General features: G+C 53.4%; 17 protein-coding genes. 10 read left to right on the top strand and 7 right to left on the bottom strand.

Features of this window, described 5'->3' with window-relative positions; translation table 11 throughout:
• The first annotated feature begins 83 nt into the window (after positions 1–83).
• Positions 84–1,013: an alpha/beta hydrolase gene (locus tag DHN60_RS08520; protein ID WP_159089154.1), complete on the top strand. Its 930-nt coding sequence runs from the start codon at positions 84–86 to the stop codon at positions 1,011–1,013.
• Between the two features lies 1 nt (position 1,014).
• Complete coding sequence (locus tag DHN60_RS08515; RefSeq protein ID WP_108836868.1) at positions 1,015–2,259, top strand: MFS transporter; 1,245 nt, start codon at positions 1,015–1,017, stop codon at positions 2,257–2,259.
• Here the strand turns inward: DHN60_RS08515 and DHN60_RS08510 are convergent.
• From DHN60_RS08510 to DHN60_RS08500, 3 genes are read right to left on the bottom strand one after another with little or no spacing between them, the layout of a single operon-like run.
• The gene (locus DHN60_RS08510; protein ID WP_108836867.1) at positions 2,242–2,832 is read right to left on the bottom strand and encodes a Smr/MutS family protein; all 591 of its coding nucleotides are present in this window, start codon (positions 2,830–2,832) and stop codon (positions 2,242–2,244) included. The genes DHN60_RS08515 and DHN60_RS08510 overlap by 18 nt on opposite strands.
• Entirely contained in the window at positions 2,829–3,821 is a 993-nt protein-coding gene (locus DHN60_RS08505) for a murein transglycosylase A (RefSeq protein WP_108836866.1), read from the bottom strand. The genes DHN60_RS08510 and DHN60_RS08505 overlap by 4 nt, the downstream gene beginning before the upstream one ends.
• Before the next feature lie 38 nt (positions 3,822–3,859).
• Complete coding sequence (locus tag DHN60_RS08500; protein WP_108836865.1) at positions 3,860–4,519, bottom strand: Tim44/TimA family putative adaptor protein; 660 nt, start codon at positions 4,517–4,519, stop codon at positions 3,860–3,862.
• 114 nt (positions 4,520–4,633) lie between these two features.
• Between DHN60_RS08500 and DHN60_RS08495 the strand changes: the two genes are divergently transcribed.
• Both DHN60_RS08495 and secB read left to right on the top strand, forming a co-directional pair.
• On the top strand, positions 4,634–5,101 hold the full coding sequence (locus DHN60_RS08495; protein ID WP_108836960.1) for an FxsA family protein: 468 nt from the start codon (positions 4,634–4,636) through the stop codon (positions 5,099–5,101).
• A 58-nt stretch (positions 5,102–5,159) separates the two neighbouring features.
• A complete protein-coding gene (secB, locus tag DHN60_RS08490) occupies positions 5,160–5,639 on the top strand; it encodes a protein-export chaperone SecB (RefSeq protein ID WP_108836864.1) in 480 nt (159 codons plus the stop codon).
• A gap of 49 nt (positions 5,640–5,688) precedes the next feature.
• Here secB and dnaQ read toward each other — a convergent pair whose 3' ends face one another.
• The 4 genes from dnaQ to DHN60_RS08470 are packed head-to-tail and all read right to left on the bottom strand — an operon-like array spanning position 5,689 to position 8,400.
• Positions 5,689–6,375 (bottom strand): DNA polymerase III subunit epsilon, encoded by a 687-nt coding sequence (dnaQ, locus tag DHN60_RS08485; RefSeq protein ID WP_108836863.1) that lies wholly within the window; start codon positions 6,373–6,375, stop codon positions 5,689–5,691.
• Positions 6,368–6,961: a dephospho-CoA kinase gene (gene coaE / locus DHN60_RS08480; RefSeq protein ID WP_108836862.1), complete on the bottom strand. Its 594-nt coding sequence runs from the start codon at positions 6,959–6,961 to the stop codon at positions 6,368–6,370. Before coaE ends, dnaQ begins: the two co-directional genes overlap by 8 nt.
• Entirely contained in the window at positions 6,958–7,788 is an 831-nt protein-coding gene (locus tag DHN60_RS08475; RefSeq protein WP_108836861.1) for a shikimate dehydrogenase, read from the bottom strand. Before DHN60_RS08475 ends, coaE begins: the two co-directional genes overlap by 4 nt.
• A 12-nt stretch (positions 7,789–7,800) precedes the next feature.
• Positions 7,801–8,400, bottom strand: a complete 600-nt coding sequence (locus DHN60_RS08470) for a nucleoside triphosphate pyrophosphatase (RefSeq protein ID WP_108836860.1) — start codon at positions 8,398–8,400, stop codon at positions 7,801–7,803.
• Positions 8,401–8,807: 407 nt separating this feature from the next.
• Here DHN60_RS08470 and hemJ point away from each other — a divergent pair, with 407 nt between their 5' ends.
• The 6 genes from hemJ to DHN60_RS08440 all read left to right on the top strand — a co-directional run bounded on the left by hemJ (position 8,808) and on the right by DHN60_RS08440 (position 15,253).
• On the top strand, positions 8,808–9,257 hold the full coding sequence (gene hemJ, locus DHN60_RS08465) for a protoporphyrinogen oxidase HemJ (RefSeq protein WP_108836859.1): 450 nt from the start codon (positions 8,808–8,810) through the stop codon (positions 9,255–9,257).
• Positions 9,258–9,380: 123 nt separating this feature from the next.
• Positions 9,381–10,664: a transcription termination factor Rho gene (rho, locus tag DHN60_RS08460; protein WP_108836959.1), complete on the top strand. Its 1,284-nt coding sequence runs from the start codon at positions 9,381–9,383 to the stop codon at positions 10,662–10,664.
• Between the two features lie 22 nt (positions 10,665–10,686).
• The gene (mnmE, locus tag DHN60_RS08455; protein WP_108836858.1) at positions 10,687–11,970 is read left to right on the top strand and encodes a tRNA uridine-5-carboxymethylaminomethyl(34) synthesis GTPase MnmE; all 1,284 of its coding nucleotides are present in this window, start codon (positions 10,687–10,689) and stop codon (positions 11,968–11,970) included.
• Positions 11,971–11,974: 4 nt separating this feature from the next.
• A complete protein-coding gene (mnmG, locus tag DHN60_RS08450) occupies positions 11,975–13,843 on the top strand; it encodes a tRNA uridine-5-carboxymethylaminomethyl(34) synthesis enzyme MnmG (protein WP_199913649.1) in 1,869 nt (622 codons plus the stop codon).
• Positions 13,843–14,451: a 16S rRNA (guanine(527)-N(7))-methyltransferase RsmG gene (gene rsmG / locus DHN60_RS08445; protein ID WP_108836857.1), complete on the top strand. Its 609-nt coding sequence runs from the start codon at positions 13,843–13,845 to the stop codon at positions 14,449–14,451. Before mnmG ends, rsmG begins: the two co-directional genes overlap by 1 nt.
• Positions 14,444–15,253: a ParA family protein gene (locus DHN60_RS08440; RefSeq protein WP_108836856.1), complete on the top strand. Its 810-nt coding sequence runs from the start codon at positions 14,444–14,446 to the stop codon at positions 15,251–15,253. The genes rsmG and DHN60_RS08440 overlap by 8 nt, the downstream gene beginning before the upstream one ends.

Below are 15,253 nucleotides of genomic sequence, written 5' to 3'. Positions count from 1 at the left end.
TTGCCCTCGGTGCATGTGATGACCGCGCGACTGCACCGGTCGTGCCCGACGCCCTTAACTTTGGTTTGAACTTGCCTGTCTACATGGGCACCACACGCGCAATCAACGACGCAGGCAAATTCGGGATCGAACGATCTTCTTCTCTGCGTCTGCTCAAGGCGACAGTTTCCATTCCACCCAATCGTGAGGTGGGCACTATTTCATATGGGCAAGACTCTCCCAAGCTGGACCGCGACTTTGCCATCGCAGGTCTTGAAGAGTTCGAAGACAAAAACCGCTTTACCTCTAGTCTGGAAGCCGAAATCTCAAAACGCAAAGTTGATCAGCGCGAAGTCGTTGTTTTTGTACATGGGTACAACAACAATTTTTCCGATGCTGCGTTTCGAATGGCGCAGCTGGGTCATGATTTGGAAATTCCGGGGGCCCACGTCAGCTATGCGTGGCCAAGCCGCGCAAATCCGCTGGGTTACGGGTATGATCAGGACAGCTCTTTGTTCGCGAGAGACGGTTTGGCCGACCTTCTAAAAACGGTCCGAGCAGCAGGGCAACCAGACGTGGTTATCATTGCGCACTCAATGGGTGGTTCTCTTTTGATGGAAACTTTCCGTCAGCTTGAGATTGCCCAGCCCGGTTGGGTCGGAAAAAATATCCGCGGCGTGGTTTTGATCTCACCTGATCTGAACGTTGATGTCTTTCGGGCCCAGTTCAATCAAATCCAGGACATACCCAACCCATTTGTTGTTTTCGTCTCCCGCAAAGACGCCGTTCTTCGTGTGTCATCCCGGTTGCGTGGCCAGGAAAGCCAGCTTGGCAATATATCCAATGTTGGGGAAGTCGCCGATCTTCCAATCACGATTGTGGATGTAACAGAGTTTTCAGATCCCAAATCGGGCAATCATTTCGTCGCTGGCAATTCTCCTGCATTGATCCAGTTGTTGCGTCGATCATCTAACATCGATCGCCGTTTCCTGAACGGTGACCCGGGTGGTGTTGTCTTGGTCCCGGCCCAGTGACATGAAAACAAATTCAGCGTCCCTTAATCTACTGACTTTTCTAAAGGAAAATCGAAACTGGCTGTCGGCTGGGGCGGTACTTACGCTCTTATCATCCTTTGGGCAGACCTATTTCATCTCGCTCTTTGCTGCTGAAATCCGCATGGATTTTGGCCTAAGCCACGGGGGATGGGGCGCGATCTATTCTCTTGGAACTACCGCATCTGCCGCCGTGATGATCTGGGCAGGAGGGCTTACAGATGTGCTGCGCGCGCGCACCTTGGGCGCATTGGTTCTGGCAGGATTGGCGGCGGCATGCCTTGCGATGGCGTGGAACCCATATGTGGCACTTTTGCCGGTCGTGATCTTTGCGCTTCGGCTGACAGGGCAGGGGTTGTGCAGTCATATCGCTATCGTATCGATGGCGCGGTGGTTTGTGGCCACCCGCGGGCGGGCACTGTCCATTGCCTCGCTTGGGTTTGCCGCCGGGGAAGCCCTGTTGCCTCTCATCTTCGTGGCCCTTCTGGGCATCTTTCACTGGCGGTCACTTTGGGTGGTGGCGGCCTGCGTCGCGATCTTGGGCATACCATTGCTTTTGCGACTTCTAAAAACAGAACGCACACCGCAATCTATGGCTGATGAAAACCAAAGCCTTGGCATGGGAGAAGCCCATTGGTCCCGAAACGCGGCACTGCGTCATCCGCTGTTCTGGTTCATGGTGCCTGCCATCCTTGGGCCTTCTGCATTCAACACTGCATTCTTCTTTCATCAGGTCTACTTCGCTGAGCTCAAAGGGTGGACTCACCTGTCATTGGTGTCCCTCTTCCCGCTCTACACAGGGGTCGCCATCGCGGCGATGGTTATATCCGGAGTGGCCCTTGATCGGTTTGGGACGGCCAGATTGATCACACTTTACCAACTGCCGATGGTCATCGCCTTTTTGGTTTTTTCTGTCGCGACATCATTGGGCCATGCAGCCATTGGTTTTGTATTTCTGGCATTGACGACTGGGGCAAATTCGACCCTACCCAACGCATTTTGGGCCGAATTTTATGGCACCCGGCACATCGGTTCGATCAAAGCGATGGCGACAGCCGTCATGGTCCTTGGCTCGGCGATCGGGCCGGGAGTCACTGGAATTTTGATCGATTTACAAGTGGATTTGCCAACGCAATTCATCGGGGTCGCGTTCTATTTTGTGCTGGCCAGCGTTTGCATGTGGATCGGTATCAAGCGGTATCAGACTGCCTTACCGCAATTTGCGTAAATAGACGTAATACGCCCCGCCGCCACCATGACGCACATGGGCTTGCGTGACTTGCAAAACTGCCGGGGCAAGAGGTGGCATAGACAACCATTGCGGCACCTGATGACGGAGGACCCCAAAGCGGACGGGGATCGGTCCTCCATCGTCACGCTGTTTGCCTTTACCGGTCACGATCAGAACCAGCCGTTTACCCCCGGACTGCGCATTCAAAATGAACCGCGTCAGGGCAAGGTGTGCGCGTTCCAACGTCATGCCGTGCAAATCCAGCTTGCCTTCGGGGCGCAGCTTGCCCCGTTTCAGCTGATCAAAAGCCTTCCTGTCCATCTGTACAGGTTGCCCACCCACCTGTTCGGCGATTGTCGGACTAAGGTAGGCAGACGTTGAGGGAGCTTGCGGCTTAATTGTCAGCGATTTTGGTATCGCTTCGAACGTTGCTTTCTTGCGCGGCTTCATCTGTGGTGTTGTGACAAAGTCCTGCGGTTTCAGAGGTTTTTCCGGATGCAATCGCTCCGTGTTCGACACAACTTTGCGCCACAACTCTTCCTCGTCCGGGCGCAGCCGGCGCCGTTTCATATCGCGCTTTCGGGCAGCAAGGCATAGGCACGCTGGATTGGCATCAATACCATAAGCCGCCCCGGGTCTCGTAACCGCCCCGCTTCACGCCCAGCGCGATCGCCAGTGCCAAAGAAAACATCCGCCCTTTGCGCTCCCTTGATGGCGGATCCTGTATCCTGCGCCACCATCAAACGTCGCAATGGGCCTTTGCCATCTTTTTCAATCCAAACCGGCGCGCCAAGTGGAACAAAGGCCGGATCGACCGCAACAGTGCGCATCGTGGTGATGGACCTATTCATCGCGCCAAGAGGCCCAAGATCGGAAGGCACCTCGCTTACTTCACGGAAAAACACGTAAGACGGGCTGTGCAGCAAAAGGTTCTGACCAGCAACGGGATTGCGCCGCACCCAATTCTTGATCACATCTGCGCTAACCTGATGAGGTGAAAACGTTCCACGCCTGACCAGTTCTTGCCCAATAGAGCGATATTCATGTCCATTAGAGCCCGAATACCCGAGGCGTATCGTTTGTCCGCCCGGCAGCTTAACTCGTCCAGATCCTTGAATTTGAAGGAAAAACAGCTCTACAGGGTCGTCGACCCAGGCAATTTCCAAGCCGCGCCCGTTCATTACGCCACCCTGCACGATGTCGCGTCGCGGATACCAAGGGCGCGATACGCGCGCCTCTGGCGGCATAGCATAAACAGGATAGCGGTAGCGGGAACTGCGACGCTTTGAGCCGTCCAATTCAGGCTCAAAATACCCAGTGAACAAGCCGGGAGCCCCGTCTTCGATCAGAACTGGGCGAAAGAAGAGCTCGAAGAAGCTTTTGGCATCGGGAATGTCGCTCGCCACAGCACAAAGCGAGCGCCAATCGGGATCATTCATGTCCTGACATGTGCTGCGAAAAACGCTTAGCGCCTGTGCATGGTCATCCGCATCCCATCCATCAAGGTCACCATATTCCATGACGGAATACCGTACCTCAGCGTTAGCCCCACCAATCATGATGGCCGCTGCGCTAAGAAACCCGACATAGGTTCGGATTAACCGTCTGTAGAAACCAGCAGCCAATTCGGGTCGTCAGCCCCCATGGTTCGCGCAAAAGACCAAGTGTCTTTCTGCCGTTTCACCTCGGTCGGGCTGCCTTCTACGACATCGCCGCCTTGATCACGGACAACAGATGTCAGTTCAGCCACAAATCGAATGCTCAACTCCGCCTCGTTTGTGTCTTCGTTGAATGTCGCATCCAACAGCTTCAACTCGCGCACGCCGATAAATTCAGCCTCGATGCTCAGCCCCTGATCTTCGCGGGCGGCCACGCCATCAACGAAAGACTCATAAATTTCTTCAGACAGAAACGGTTGAATGTCTGAAAGTTCGCCCGCCTCGTAACCCATAACGATCATTTCATAAGCGCCGCGCGCGCCCTGAAGAAAATCTGCTACGTTGAACGACGGTTCCACCCGCTTCATTCCAGCCAGAGCCTTGGCAGCGTCGCTATCTTCTTCAACGTGATCGGTGATGTCCAGATCGGGACCACCTTCGATGACTTCCAAGTTTGGGCCACCAACACGGTCACTGGTTTTTTGTGGGGCAGGGGGCTTTTCAAAACCCTCTCGAGTGCCCAGCACGTTTTTCAGACGCAGGATCAAAAAGACGGCTATGCCCGCAAGGACAAGCAACTGGATCAGCGGAGAATTCATTCATACCTCGTTAAGCGGGTCGGGTGGCAACCGCCACGTTTGATCCCTATGTAGGTGCCCAGTGGACCCAAGTCCACTACGTGGCCCGCATGGGCTAGGGAAAGGATGTCGCAGATGTGGTTATTTTTGGCATTTCTTGCTGTTCCGTTGATCGAAATCGGTCTGTTCATCCAGATTGGTGGTGCGATTGGACTGTGGCCGACGCTTTTGATTGTTGTTGTAACAGCAATTATGGGCACGGTTTTGGTGCGCGCGCAGGGCGCGCAAGCGCTGGGGCAGGTCAGATCGTCTTTCAATGAAATGCGCGACCCAAGCGAAGCACTGGCCCACGGCGCCATGATCCTGTTTTCTGGCGCATTGTTGCTAACACCCGGATTTTTCACGGATGGCGTTGGATTTGCTCTGTTGATTCCGGGCGTGCGCCTGGCTGTTTTCAAATGGGCCCGGGCGCGCATTAATGTACAGACTTTTGCCAGCCATCCCCAGCACAGACCGCAATCGGACATAATCGAGGGCGAGTATGCAGAGGTCGACCCAAATTCGAATGATCAGCAGGGTCCTTCTGGCTGGACCAAGCATTGAGGCCCTGCGCCCAAACTGATACCAGACATCAAATCAAATCGCCCTCGGGAGAATACCAATGGCCGAAGAAAAAGCAGCCCAACCAGTTCAGCCGCAAATGCGGGTCCTTGGGCAATTTGTCCGCGACATGTCGTTTGAAAACATCGTCGCCCAAAAAGGCGCGTCGCCAGACGTACAGCCAGACGTTCAAGTTCAGGTGAATCTAGATGCGAAAAAACGCTCGCAAGACAACCAGTACGAAGTGGCGATCAAGCTGAACATCACGTCGAAGGCCAAAGAGGGCGATACTGTCCTGTTTGTTCTGGAGATCGATTATGTCGGCATGTTCCATATCGAAAACGTGCCCGAAGACCAGTTGCACCCGTTCCTTTTGATCGAATGCCCGCGCATGATCTTCCCGTTCCTGCGTCGCGTCGTCAGCGACATCACGCGTGATGGTGGGTTCCCACCGCTGAACCTTGAAAACATCGATTTCATCTCGCTCTACCGGAACGAGATTGCGCGTCGTCAAAATCAGGCCGCGCCTGCCGACGCCTAAGGCTTTGAAAACCAATCTATCTCGCCCGGCACACTTCGTGTCGGGCGTTTTAGTTTGACCACATGGCATTGTCGCCAAGTTTGGCCACAAACTCCGAATGCGCTTGTTTTTCGCTGTCGGTAATCCGAGACGGAAGTGTCTTCGGCCGAGGCGAAGGGGTCCATGCGACCGTTTCGCCTGGCTGACTGCGCTGCCCAGCGCTCGCAGACAGAGCGAAATCAGGCTGCCGCCCGCCAATCAGTTCAAGATAGACTTCGGCCAGAATTTCACTGTCCAACAGGGCGCCGTGCAGCGTGCGGGCAGAGTTATCGATGCTGAATCGACGACATAAAGCATCCAGGGACGCGGGCGATCCCGGAAATCTGCGCCGCGCAATCTCAAGTGTATCAATGGCTTGATCACATGGCAGTTGTGGAAGGCCCAACCACTTGAGCTCCGCGTTCAGGAACTTCATGTCAAAGGCCGCGTTGTGAATCACCAGCTTGGCGTCACCGACAAAATCGAGAAACTTTTGACCAATCTGCGCGAACTTTGGTTTTCCACGCAGAAAATCATCGCCCAACCCGTGCACTTCGAACGCTTCTTGGGGCATACCGCGTTCCGGATCGATGTATTCATGAAACACGTTTTTTGTGGGGATGTGGCCGACCAGTTCAATGGCCCCGATCTCGACAATACGATCGCCACTTTCTGGGTCGAAACCCGTTGTTTCAGTATCCAGTACGATTTCACGCATGTGAGACCCGCTTTTTTATCTGCTCAACGATATGATGGACTTGGGTGCGGGCATGTTCAAGCGTGTCCGTCTCTATGACGAAATCTGCACGGGCACGTTTTTCCGATGCGGGCATTTGCTTGGATTTGATGGCTAAAAACTGGTCCAGTGTCATTGTGCCCCTCGCCATGACACGAGCTTGCTGAACATCATCTGAAACATACACAACTGCCACTGCATCCATCGCCTTCTCTCCACCTGTTTCGAACAACAGGGGAATGTCGAAAACCAAGATATCGGAGCTTGCCTGCTCAATAAACTTCGCTCGATCAGCGGCAACAAGCGGATGAACAATGCTTTCGATCCGTTTTAGGGCGCCAGGATCTGTGGAAATGATATTCTTGAGCGTTACGCGGCTGACAGCTCCATTTTCAATTGCGTCTGGAAAGACTTCTGCCATCGGCTTAACCGCGGCACCCCCTTGAGAATACAGACGGTGCACCGCTGCATCCGCATCCCAGACGGTACAATCTGCATCGGCAAACATTTGCGCAGTCGTGGATTTTCCCATTCCAATGGACCCGGTCAGCCCCAAACGAAAACTCATCTGAGAGCAGCCGCGCGCGCATGGCTGTCTACTTCGGGCCTTTTGCCAAACCAGCGTTCAAAGGCGGGCACGGCCTGATGCAGCAACATGCCCAAGCCATCAACAGTCACACAACCGGCGTCTTCCGCAACGGCGAGCAAATCGGTTTTCAAAGGCGTGTACACAAGGTCCGTCACAACAGAACCTCGGCGCAATCCATCAAGCGGCACGCGCATGGACGGTTTGCCAATCATTCCTAGGGATGTCGTGTTCACGATCAGTGCCGAGTCCTCAAGGATATTACCCGCCTGCACCCAGTCCACGATTGTAAGCCGCTTCCCAAAATCGTCCGCCAGCTTCTCGGCGCGCACACGGGTGCGGTTGGTCACAAAAATTTCTGGAACACCGGCATCAAGTAAGGATGCAATCACCGCGCGTGCGGCACCACCAGCGCCCAATACGGTTGCAGGGCCAGCTCCGGCTCGCCATTCTGGAGCGCCGGATCTTAGGTTTTCGACAAACCCGTACCCATCCGTGTTGTCAGCATGGATTTTACCATCTTTGCGGAAAATCAGTGTGTTCGCGGCACCAATCAACGTCGCCCGGTCTGTCACAAGATCGGCAATTTCCAGAATGGTTTCCTTGTGCGGGATGGTGACGTTGACCCCGACAAATCCAGCCTTTGGCAGGGCACGCAACACCTCGGCCAAATCATGGGCTGCCACATCCATTGGGATATAGTCTCCTGCAATGCCGTAGGTTTTCAACCAATGACGATGCAGTTGTGGCGACTTTGAATGAGAAATGGGGGAGCCTATGACCCCGGCCAATGGGATTTTATCGACCATGTGTTTCGCTCTCTATCCTTCGATCACACCGCGTAGAGTCAGATAGGCCAGCAACTCCAACAACGGTAGTCCCAACACGTGGAAGTAGTCGCCTTGTATGCTGTGAAACAGTCGCACTCCCTCACCCTCAAGCTGATATGCGCCAACTGAGTGGCGAATGTCATCCCAATTTCTGGAAATATAGGCATCCAGATACGTGTCCGACACATCCCGCATGCGCAGGCGAACCTGTCCTACATGACGCCAAACCGGCTTTCCCTGATGATATACAACTGCCGCTGAGAGGAGGATGTGCTGCTCACCGCGCATCATGCGCAACTGCTGTGCCGCGTCTTCTGGGCTGGTCGGTTTGGACAGAATGGACTGTTTGAACGCAAGTACCTGATCACATCCAATAACCATGGCATCTGGATTCTTATCTGCGATCTTGCGCGCTTTCATTTCGGCCAGCGTATCGGCGATGTCACGCGGCGGCGCATCTTCAGCCAGCAGCGCAGCCTTTATCATGTCTTCATCTATCCGGGCGACGCTCACATCAAAGTCGAGGCCCGCATTGCGCAGCAGCTGCGCTCTGATTTGAGAGCCTGACGCCAGAATAATGGATGTATCCATGTGCGTAACCTTGTGAAAAAGTACGGGGTTAAAACTGTGGCATGTTGTGCGCAGATCCGCGAAATTGTGAAGCACCAGTTACTCAGGCTCCGCTTCGCCCTGTTTACCCGTTCTTAACCCATAGGGAACAAGGAAAACTACATCTGTGTGGGCAACGTGGTTTGTACCGAACTATCCACAGATTCGTCCCAGAAAAAATACTCTGTGCTTCAATTTAACTATATGTTTTTAAATGAGTAATATTAGATATCAAAGATCTATGGCCAGCGTTTGAAATCCTATGAACTCTGGGCATAACTACACCAATAACCATTTGATCCACAGAAAACGGCATCCCTACTTCATCACCATCTTCTTTTATATTCTTTATTTATTTATAGGTGGGCCCGGAACGAAGGGACCACGACATGACTGATCTGCTTGCCAGTTTTTATCCGTGGATCAAGGCATTTCATATCATGTCCGTTATCGCATGGATGGCCGCTTTGTTCTACTTGCCTCGGTTGTATGTCTATCACTCAGAACAGGTCGGATTGTCTGGTGAAACACATGAACTGTTTCAGACCATGGAATACAAACTACTCAAAGTGATCATGACACCTGCAATGATCGCAACATGGGTGTTTGGCATTTGCCTTGCCCTCATTCCAGGTGTGATTGATTGGGGCGCTGTATGGCCCTGGACAAAACTGATTGGCATTTTGGCGATGTCAGGCTTTCACGGATGGCTGAGTGCACAGCGTCGTGCATTTGCCAACGGGGGCCCGGTCAAGACTGGCAGGCAGTACCGGATGATGAACGAGGTACCAACGCTTCTGATGGTGCTGATTGTCCTCTCTGTCGTGGTCAAATTCTGAAACCGTTGACTCGCCGTCCATAGGTCCTTATCTGCGCTCATGCACCCCGTCCGGGGATCGCACACAGCTTTACATCCTAATGGACGTGCTATGCTCGATTACGGGCAAGCCAAGAATATTCCCATGACATCTTCTGAACCAATCGAAGTCCTCGCGCTCGCTGATCTTAAGGCGCAAAGTCCCAAAGACCTTTTGGCGATGGCCGAAGAGTTGGAAATTGAAAACGCCTCGACCATGCGTAAGGGCGAGATGATGTTCCAGATTTTGCGCGAACGTGCAGATGAGGGATGGGAAGTCTACGGTGATGGCGTTCTCGAAGTCCTGCAAGATGGCTTTGGTTTCCTGCGTTCGCCCGAAGCGAATTATCTTCCGGGTCCGGACGACATCTACGTCTCGCCTGACATGATCCGCCAGTATTCTCTGCGCACCGGGGATACGATTGATGGAATGATCAAGGCGCCGGACGACACAGAACGTTACTTTGCTCTGACAAACGCGACCCGGATTAACTTTGAAGATCCTGAAAAGGCGCGTCACAAGATTGCGTTTGATAACCTCACACCGCTTTATCCTGATGAACGTTTGAAGATGGAGACAAGCGACCCAGCAACCAAGGATCGCTCGGCCCGTATCATCGATTTGGTGGCGCCCATCGGTAAAGGTCAGCGTGCACTGATCACCGCTCCGCCCCGGACTGGTAAAACGGTCCTGATGCAAAACATCGCGTCGAGCATCGAAAAGAACCACCCTGAATGCTACCTCATCGTTCTTTTGATTGATGAGCGGCCTGAAGAAGTTACGGACATGCAGCGCTCGGTTAAAGGTGAGGTCGTCAGCTCAACCTTTGACGAACCTGCAACGCGCCACGTCGCTGTGTCTGAAATGGTAATCGAAAAGGCCAAGCGTTTGGTCGAACATAAACGAGATGTTGTTATTCTTCTCGACTCGATCACAAGACTTGGTAGAGCTTTCAACACTGTGGTGCCGTCTTCGGGTAAGGTTTTGACCGGTGGTGTGGACGCGAACGCCTTGCAACGCCCGAAACGGTTCTTTGGTGCAGCGCGGAACATCGAAGAAGGTGGTTCACTGACCATCATCGCAACAGCGCTGATCGACACAGGTAGCCGTATGGACGAGGTGATCTTTGAAGAATTCAAAGGCACGGGTAACTCTGAAATCGTGCTGGACCGGAAAATCGCAGACAAACGCGTATTCCCCGCAATCGACATCCTCAAGTCCGGTACAAGGAAAGAAGAACTGCTGGTCGACAAGATCGACCTCGCTAAAACCTTTGTATTGCGTCGGATCCTGAATCCGATGGGGACGACGGATGCGATCGAGTTCCTTATTTCCAAGCTCAAGCAGACAAAGACCAACGAAGAATTCTTCGATTCCATGAACACCTGACGCAACCTGCGGGGTCTTAGCTATGGATACGATCTTTGCTCTGGCTACGGCTCAGGGTCGTGCTGGCGTTTCTGTGGTCAGAATTTCAGGACCCGAAGCATTTGACTGCGCCAGGGTGCTCTGTGGTTCTTTGCCACCACTTCGGCAGTCAGGATTACGTTCTTTGCAGGACGAACAGGGCGAACTTCTGGATCAAGCCCTGGTGCTCGCGTTTGCTGGCCCGAACAGCTTCACGGGCGAAGATGTCGTTGAGCTGCATATGCATGGCAGTATCGCAGTTGTATCGGCAGTCTTGCGCTGTTTGGGTGCGGGCAGTGCCCGTATGGCAGATCCGGGAGAATTTACACGCCGTGCGTTGGATAACGACAAGATGGACTTGGCGCAGGTCGAAGGACTCGGCGATCTCATCGCGTCGGAAACGGAAGGGCAACGTCGACAGGCGCTTCGGGTATTCGATGGTGCCTTGGGTAAGAAGATCGAAGGATGGCGTGCGAACCTGATCCGCGCCGCGTCGCTTATCGAGGTAACCATCGATTTTGCGGATGAAGATGTACCAGTTGATGTCAGCCCAGAAGTTCAGTCCTTGCTGGGTTTGGTGCTTGATGAGGTGCAGGTGGAGCTGAGCGGTTTTGCTGCTGCGGAACGTATTCGCACCGGTTTTGAAGTTGCCATTGTTGGCCCGCCAAATGCGGGAAAATCTACTCTTTTGAACGCTTTGGCCAAACGAGAAGCGGCAATAACCTCAGAGCGGGCGGGGACAACAAGGGATGTCATAGAAGTTCGTATGGACCTTAATGGTTACGCGGTGACACTTTTGGACACGGCCGGATTGCGTGACGGCGTGGATGAAATCGAAGTTATTGGCATTCAGCGTGCGGTTCAGCGTGCTGAATCAGCTGACCTGAGAGTTTTTCTGATTGAACCTGGAGAGGATGTGCCTGTCCAGATGGGCGTGAATGATATCCAGGTGGCTCCAAAAGGCGATACCCGCAACGATGGTGTTTTTTCTGTTTCAGGAAGAACCGGGGAGGGGATCGCTGAACTCACTGATCGTATCACAGATGCATTGTCTTCAATGACCTCTTCTGCTGGGCTGGCGACACATGCCCGGCATCGGGATGCAATGGCCGCGTCGTTGGATGCGTTGCGTATGGCGCAGAACTGCGTTGGCAACGGACCGGATCAATATGATATCGTTGCAGAGGAAATCCGCAGCGCGATTCGATCTCTTGAGGCTTTGGTCGGGCATATAGGCGTTGAAAATCTGCTGGACGAGATTTTTTCAAGCTTTTGCTTGGGTAAATGATGGAGTGTTTCACGTGAAACAATTTGATGTCGTTGTCGTTGGAGGCGGGCATGCAGGCTGCGAAGCCGCACATGCTGCTGCACGTACTGGCGCAAACACAGCTCTCATCACTATGAAAACCTCTGACATCGGCATTTTGTCCTGTAACCCTGCCATAGGCGGTCTTGGAAAAGGACACCTCGTGCGCGAGATTGACGCGATGGACGGCGTAATGGGTCGTGTTGCTGACGCCTCTGGTATCCAGTTCCGCTTGTTAAACCGACGCAAAGGCCCGGCAGTTCAAGGGCCTCGTGCCCAGTCGGATCGAAAAGTATACCAGAGTGAGATGCTGTCGCTGACACGCTCACAGGCAAACCTTACTACCATCGAAGGCGAGGTTGTTGACTTCGTTATGGCCGAGAATGCGGTGTCTGGCGTCATGTTGGCTGACGATACCGTTGTGCATGGGCGCGCGGTTGTTTTGACCTCGGGTACATTCTTGCGCGGACGTATACATATCGGGGACGTGTCGTATTCTGGCGGGCGTATGGGTGACAAGGAGTCTTCGCTCCTCGCGCAGAGGATTGATGCGTTCAATTTGCCTCTTGGGCGGTTGAAGACGGGAACGCCGCCCCGGCTAGATGGAAAAACAATCGACTGGGATCGGTTGGAGCGCCAGGATGGCGATGAAACCCCAACTCTGTTCTCATTTCTGTCCAACGGGGCACCTTTACGACAAGTGGCATGCGGCATTACGCACACGAATGCACAAACTCATGATATAATTCGGAAAAACCTTGATCGTTCAGCAATGTACGGGGGCCACATCGATGGTACGGGGCCACGTTATTGCCCATCTATCGAGGATAAAATCGTGCGCTTTGCTGACAAGGATTCGCATCAGATTTTCCTTGAGCCAGAAGGGCTGGATGACGACACGGTTTATCCAAATGGGGTATCTACATCGCTGCCCGAAGACGTCCAAATCGATTACATCAGGTCGATTGTGGGTTTGGAGGACGTTAAAATTCTGCAACCGGGATATGCGATTGAATATGATTATGTTGATCCATGCGTGTTGGATGCGGATCTGTCATTACGATCTGTTCCTGGGCTTTTCCTTGCTGGGCAGATCAATGGAACCACAGGATATGAAGAGGCAGCGGCCCAAGGATTGGTTGCTGGCCTGAATGCAGCGCGTACCGCATCGGGCAAGGCCCCGATCTATTTCAAACGCGATCAGAGCTATATCGGTGTGATGATCGATGATTTGACGACACGGGGGGTGACGGAGCCCTATCGGATGTTCACGTCGCGTGCTGAATTCAGGCTGTCTTTGCGGGCAGACAACGCAGACCAACGTCTGACGCCGCTTGGGTTGGAAGTCGGATGTGTCGGAGCAGAGCGCGAAAAGGCGTTTGACGATAAGATGGAGCGCTTAGAAACTGGCCGCTCTTTGATGACTTCTCACAGCTATACGCCCAAAGAAGTTGCTGCCGTCGGAATCAAGATCAACCAAGACGGAACGAAACGCACTCCTTTTCAACTCTTGGCCTTTCCGGACGTGTCATTGGAAGATGTTGTTGGGCTACATGAGGACCTAGGCGCGCTGCCTAAAGATGTCGGTGAGCAATTGGCGCGGGAAGCGCTGTATGCGAATTATATTGAGCGTCAGAGGAAGGATGTCGAGCGGTTGCGAAAGGATGAATCCTATGCGATTCCGGCAGACTTCACATATGATGAGGTGTCAGGCCTGTCTGCGGAGCTGACAGCCAAACTGGAACGTGTGCGGCCGAGCGACTTGGCTCAGGCGGGCCGTATCGATGGCATGACGCCTGCGGCATTGGCCCTTTTGCTTGGGCGGATCCGTTATTTGGAAAAGAAAACGGCGTGATGCAGGCGCCGGATTGGTATCGTCGAGATGTTTCACGTGAAACATTGGAGAAGCTAGACGCTTACGCTGCGTTGCTGCGGAAGTGGACGGTAAAGATCAATCTCGTGTCCAAAGCGTCCGAAAATGACCTTGAGCACCGACACATCTGGGATTCTGCACAGATTTATGAGGCTCGGCAGGGGGATTGGCTGGATTTGGGCAGCGGTGGTGGCCTGCCAGGTGTGGTTGTTGGTGTTCTCGCGTCTGGGGAGGGACACGACCTTTCGCTGAAACTAGTGGAAAGTGATCAGAGGAAGGCAACTTTTCTCCGCACCTGCGCACGCGAGTTAGAAGTGCCGCTTGAAGTGTTGACCCAAAGGGTCGAAAGCCTGCCCATCCACGCCGCCAGCACTATTTCTGCGCGGGCATTGGCCAGCCTGGATGCTTTACTGGGTTTGGTGGCACCTCATCTGGCGGACGGGGGCACCTGCGTTTTCATGAAGGGGGAGGCGTGGGCGCAAGAACTTGAGGCCGCACAGCAAAACTGGCGGTTTTCTTGTGACGCAACACCGAGTAAAACGAATGAAAAAGCAGCGATCTTGCGGATAAAGGATATCGTGCGTGCCTGACCCCCTCACACCGACGCGACCAAAGATAATCTCTGTCGCGAACCAAAAAGGGGGCGTTGGGAAGACAACCACGACGATAAACCTTGCTGCGGCTCTTGTTGAGTTGGGATACCGCGTCTTGGTTGTTGATCTGGACCCCCAAGGTAACGCATCCACGGGACTTGGCATTGCGCTGGATGACCGGGAATTCACAACTTACGAACTGCTGCTCGAAGACATAGACCTGCAGGACGTCATTCAAGAAACAGCCTTTAAAAACCTGATGGTTATCCCGGCGACTGTTGACCTGAGCTCTGCGGATATCGAGCTGATTTCAAACGAGAAACGAAGCTTCTTGCTGCATGACGCCTTGCGCCAACCGCAGATGGCCAAATTCAACTTGGATTACATTCTGATTGATTGTCCGCCGTCGCTGAATCTTCTGACGGTCAATGCAATGATCGCATCACATTCGGTTCTTGTGCCGCTACAAAGCGAATTCTTCGCGTTGGAAGGCTTGTCTCAGTTGATGCTTACGGTGCGTGAGGTGCGACAGACCGGCAATCCAAAATTGCGAATCGAAGGCGTTGTTATGACCATGCACGACGCACGGAACAACCTGTCTCAGCAAGTGGAGCAGGATGCGCGCGACAATTTGGGCGAGCTGGTGTTCAAAACCCGAATTCCCCGAAATGTCAGGGTGAGCGAAGCACCGTCCTATTCAATGCCAGTACTGTCCTATGACAGCGCGTCCAAAGGGGCACTTGCCTATCGCGATCTGGCGAAGGAACTGGTTGGTAACGACATGACTGTGGGAGCATAA

Source organism: Tateyamaria sp. Alg231-49, assembly GCF_900143535.1.
Lineage (GTDB): Bacteria > Pseudomonadota > Alphaproteobacteria > Rhodobacterales > Rhodobacteraceae > Tateyamaria.
This window is presented reverse-complemented; position numbering and strand designations above follow the sequence as displayed.

Coding starts and splice junctions, on each gene's coding strand:
- DHN60_RS08520 (WP_159089154.1), top strand. CDS start 84: ATGGGCACCACACGCGCAATCAACGACGCAGGCAAATTCGGGATCGAA.
- DHN60_RS08515 (WP_108836868.1), top strand. CDS start 1,015: ATGAAAACAAATTCAGCGTCCCTTAATCTACTGACTTTTCTAAAGGAA.
- DHN60_RS08510 (WP_108836867.1), bottom strand. CDS start 2,832: ATGAAACGGCGCCGGCTGCGCCCGGACGAGGAAGAGTTGTGGCGCAAA.
- DHN60_RS08505 (WP_108836866.1), bottom strand. CDS start 3,821: ATGATTGGTGGGGCTAACGCTGAGGTACGGTATTCCGTCATGGAATAT.
- DHN60_RS08500 (WP_108836865.1), bottom strand. CDS start 4,519: ATGAATTCTCCGCTGATCCAGTTGCTTGTCCTTGCGGGCATAGCCGTC.
- DHN60_RS08495 (WP_108836960.1), top strand. CDS start 4,634: ATGTGGTTATTTTTGGCATTTCTTGCTGTTCCGTTGATCGAAATCGGT.
- secB (WP_108836864.1), top strand. CDS start 5,160: ATGGCCGAAGAAAAAGCAGCCCAACCAGTTCAGCCGCAAATGCGGGTC.
- dnaQ (WP_108836863.1), bottom strand. CDS start 6,375: ATGCGTGAAATCGTACTGGATACTGAAACAACGGGTTTCGACCCAGAA.
- coaE (WP_108836862.1), bottom strand. CDS start 6,961: ATGAGTTTTCGTTTGGGGCTGACCGGGTCCATTGGAATGGGAAAATCC.
- DHN60_RS08475 (WP_108836861.1), bottom strand. CDS start 7,788: ATGGTCGATAAAATCCCATTGGCCGGGGTCATAGGCTCCCCCATTTCT.
- DHN60_RS08470 (WP_108836860.1), bottom strand. CDS start 8,400: ATGGATACATCCATTATTCTGGCGTCAGGCTCTCAAATCAGAGCGCAG.
- hemJ (WP_108836859.1), top strand. CDS start 8,808: ATGACTGATCTGCTTGCCAGTTTTTATCCGTGGATCAAGGCATTTCAT.
- rho (WP_108836959.1), top strand. CDS start 9,381: ATGACATCTTCTGAACCAATCGAAGTCCTCGCGCTCGCTGATCTTAAG.
- mnmE (WP_108836858.1), top strand. CDS start 10,687: ATGGATACGATCTTTGCTCTGGCTACGGCTCAGGGTCGTGCTGGCGTT.
- rsmG (WP_108836857.1), top strand. CDS start 13,843: ATGCAGGCGCCGGATTGGTATCGTCGAGATGTTTCACGTGAAACATTG.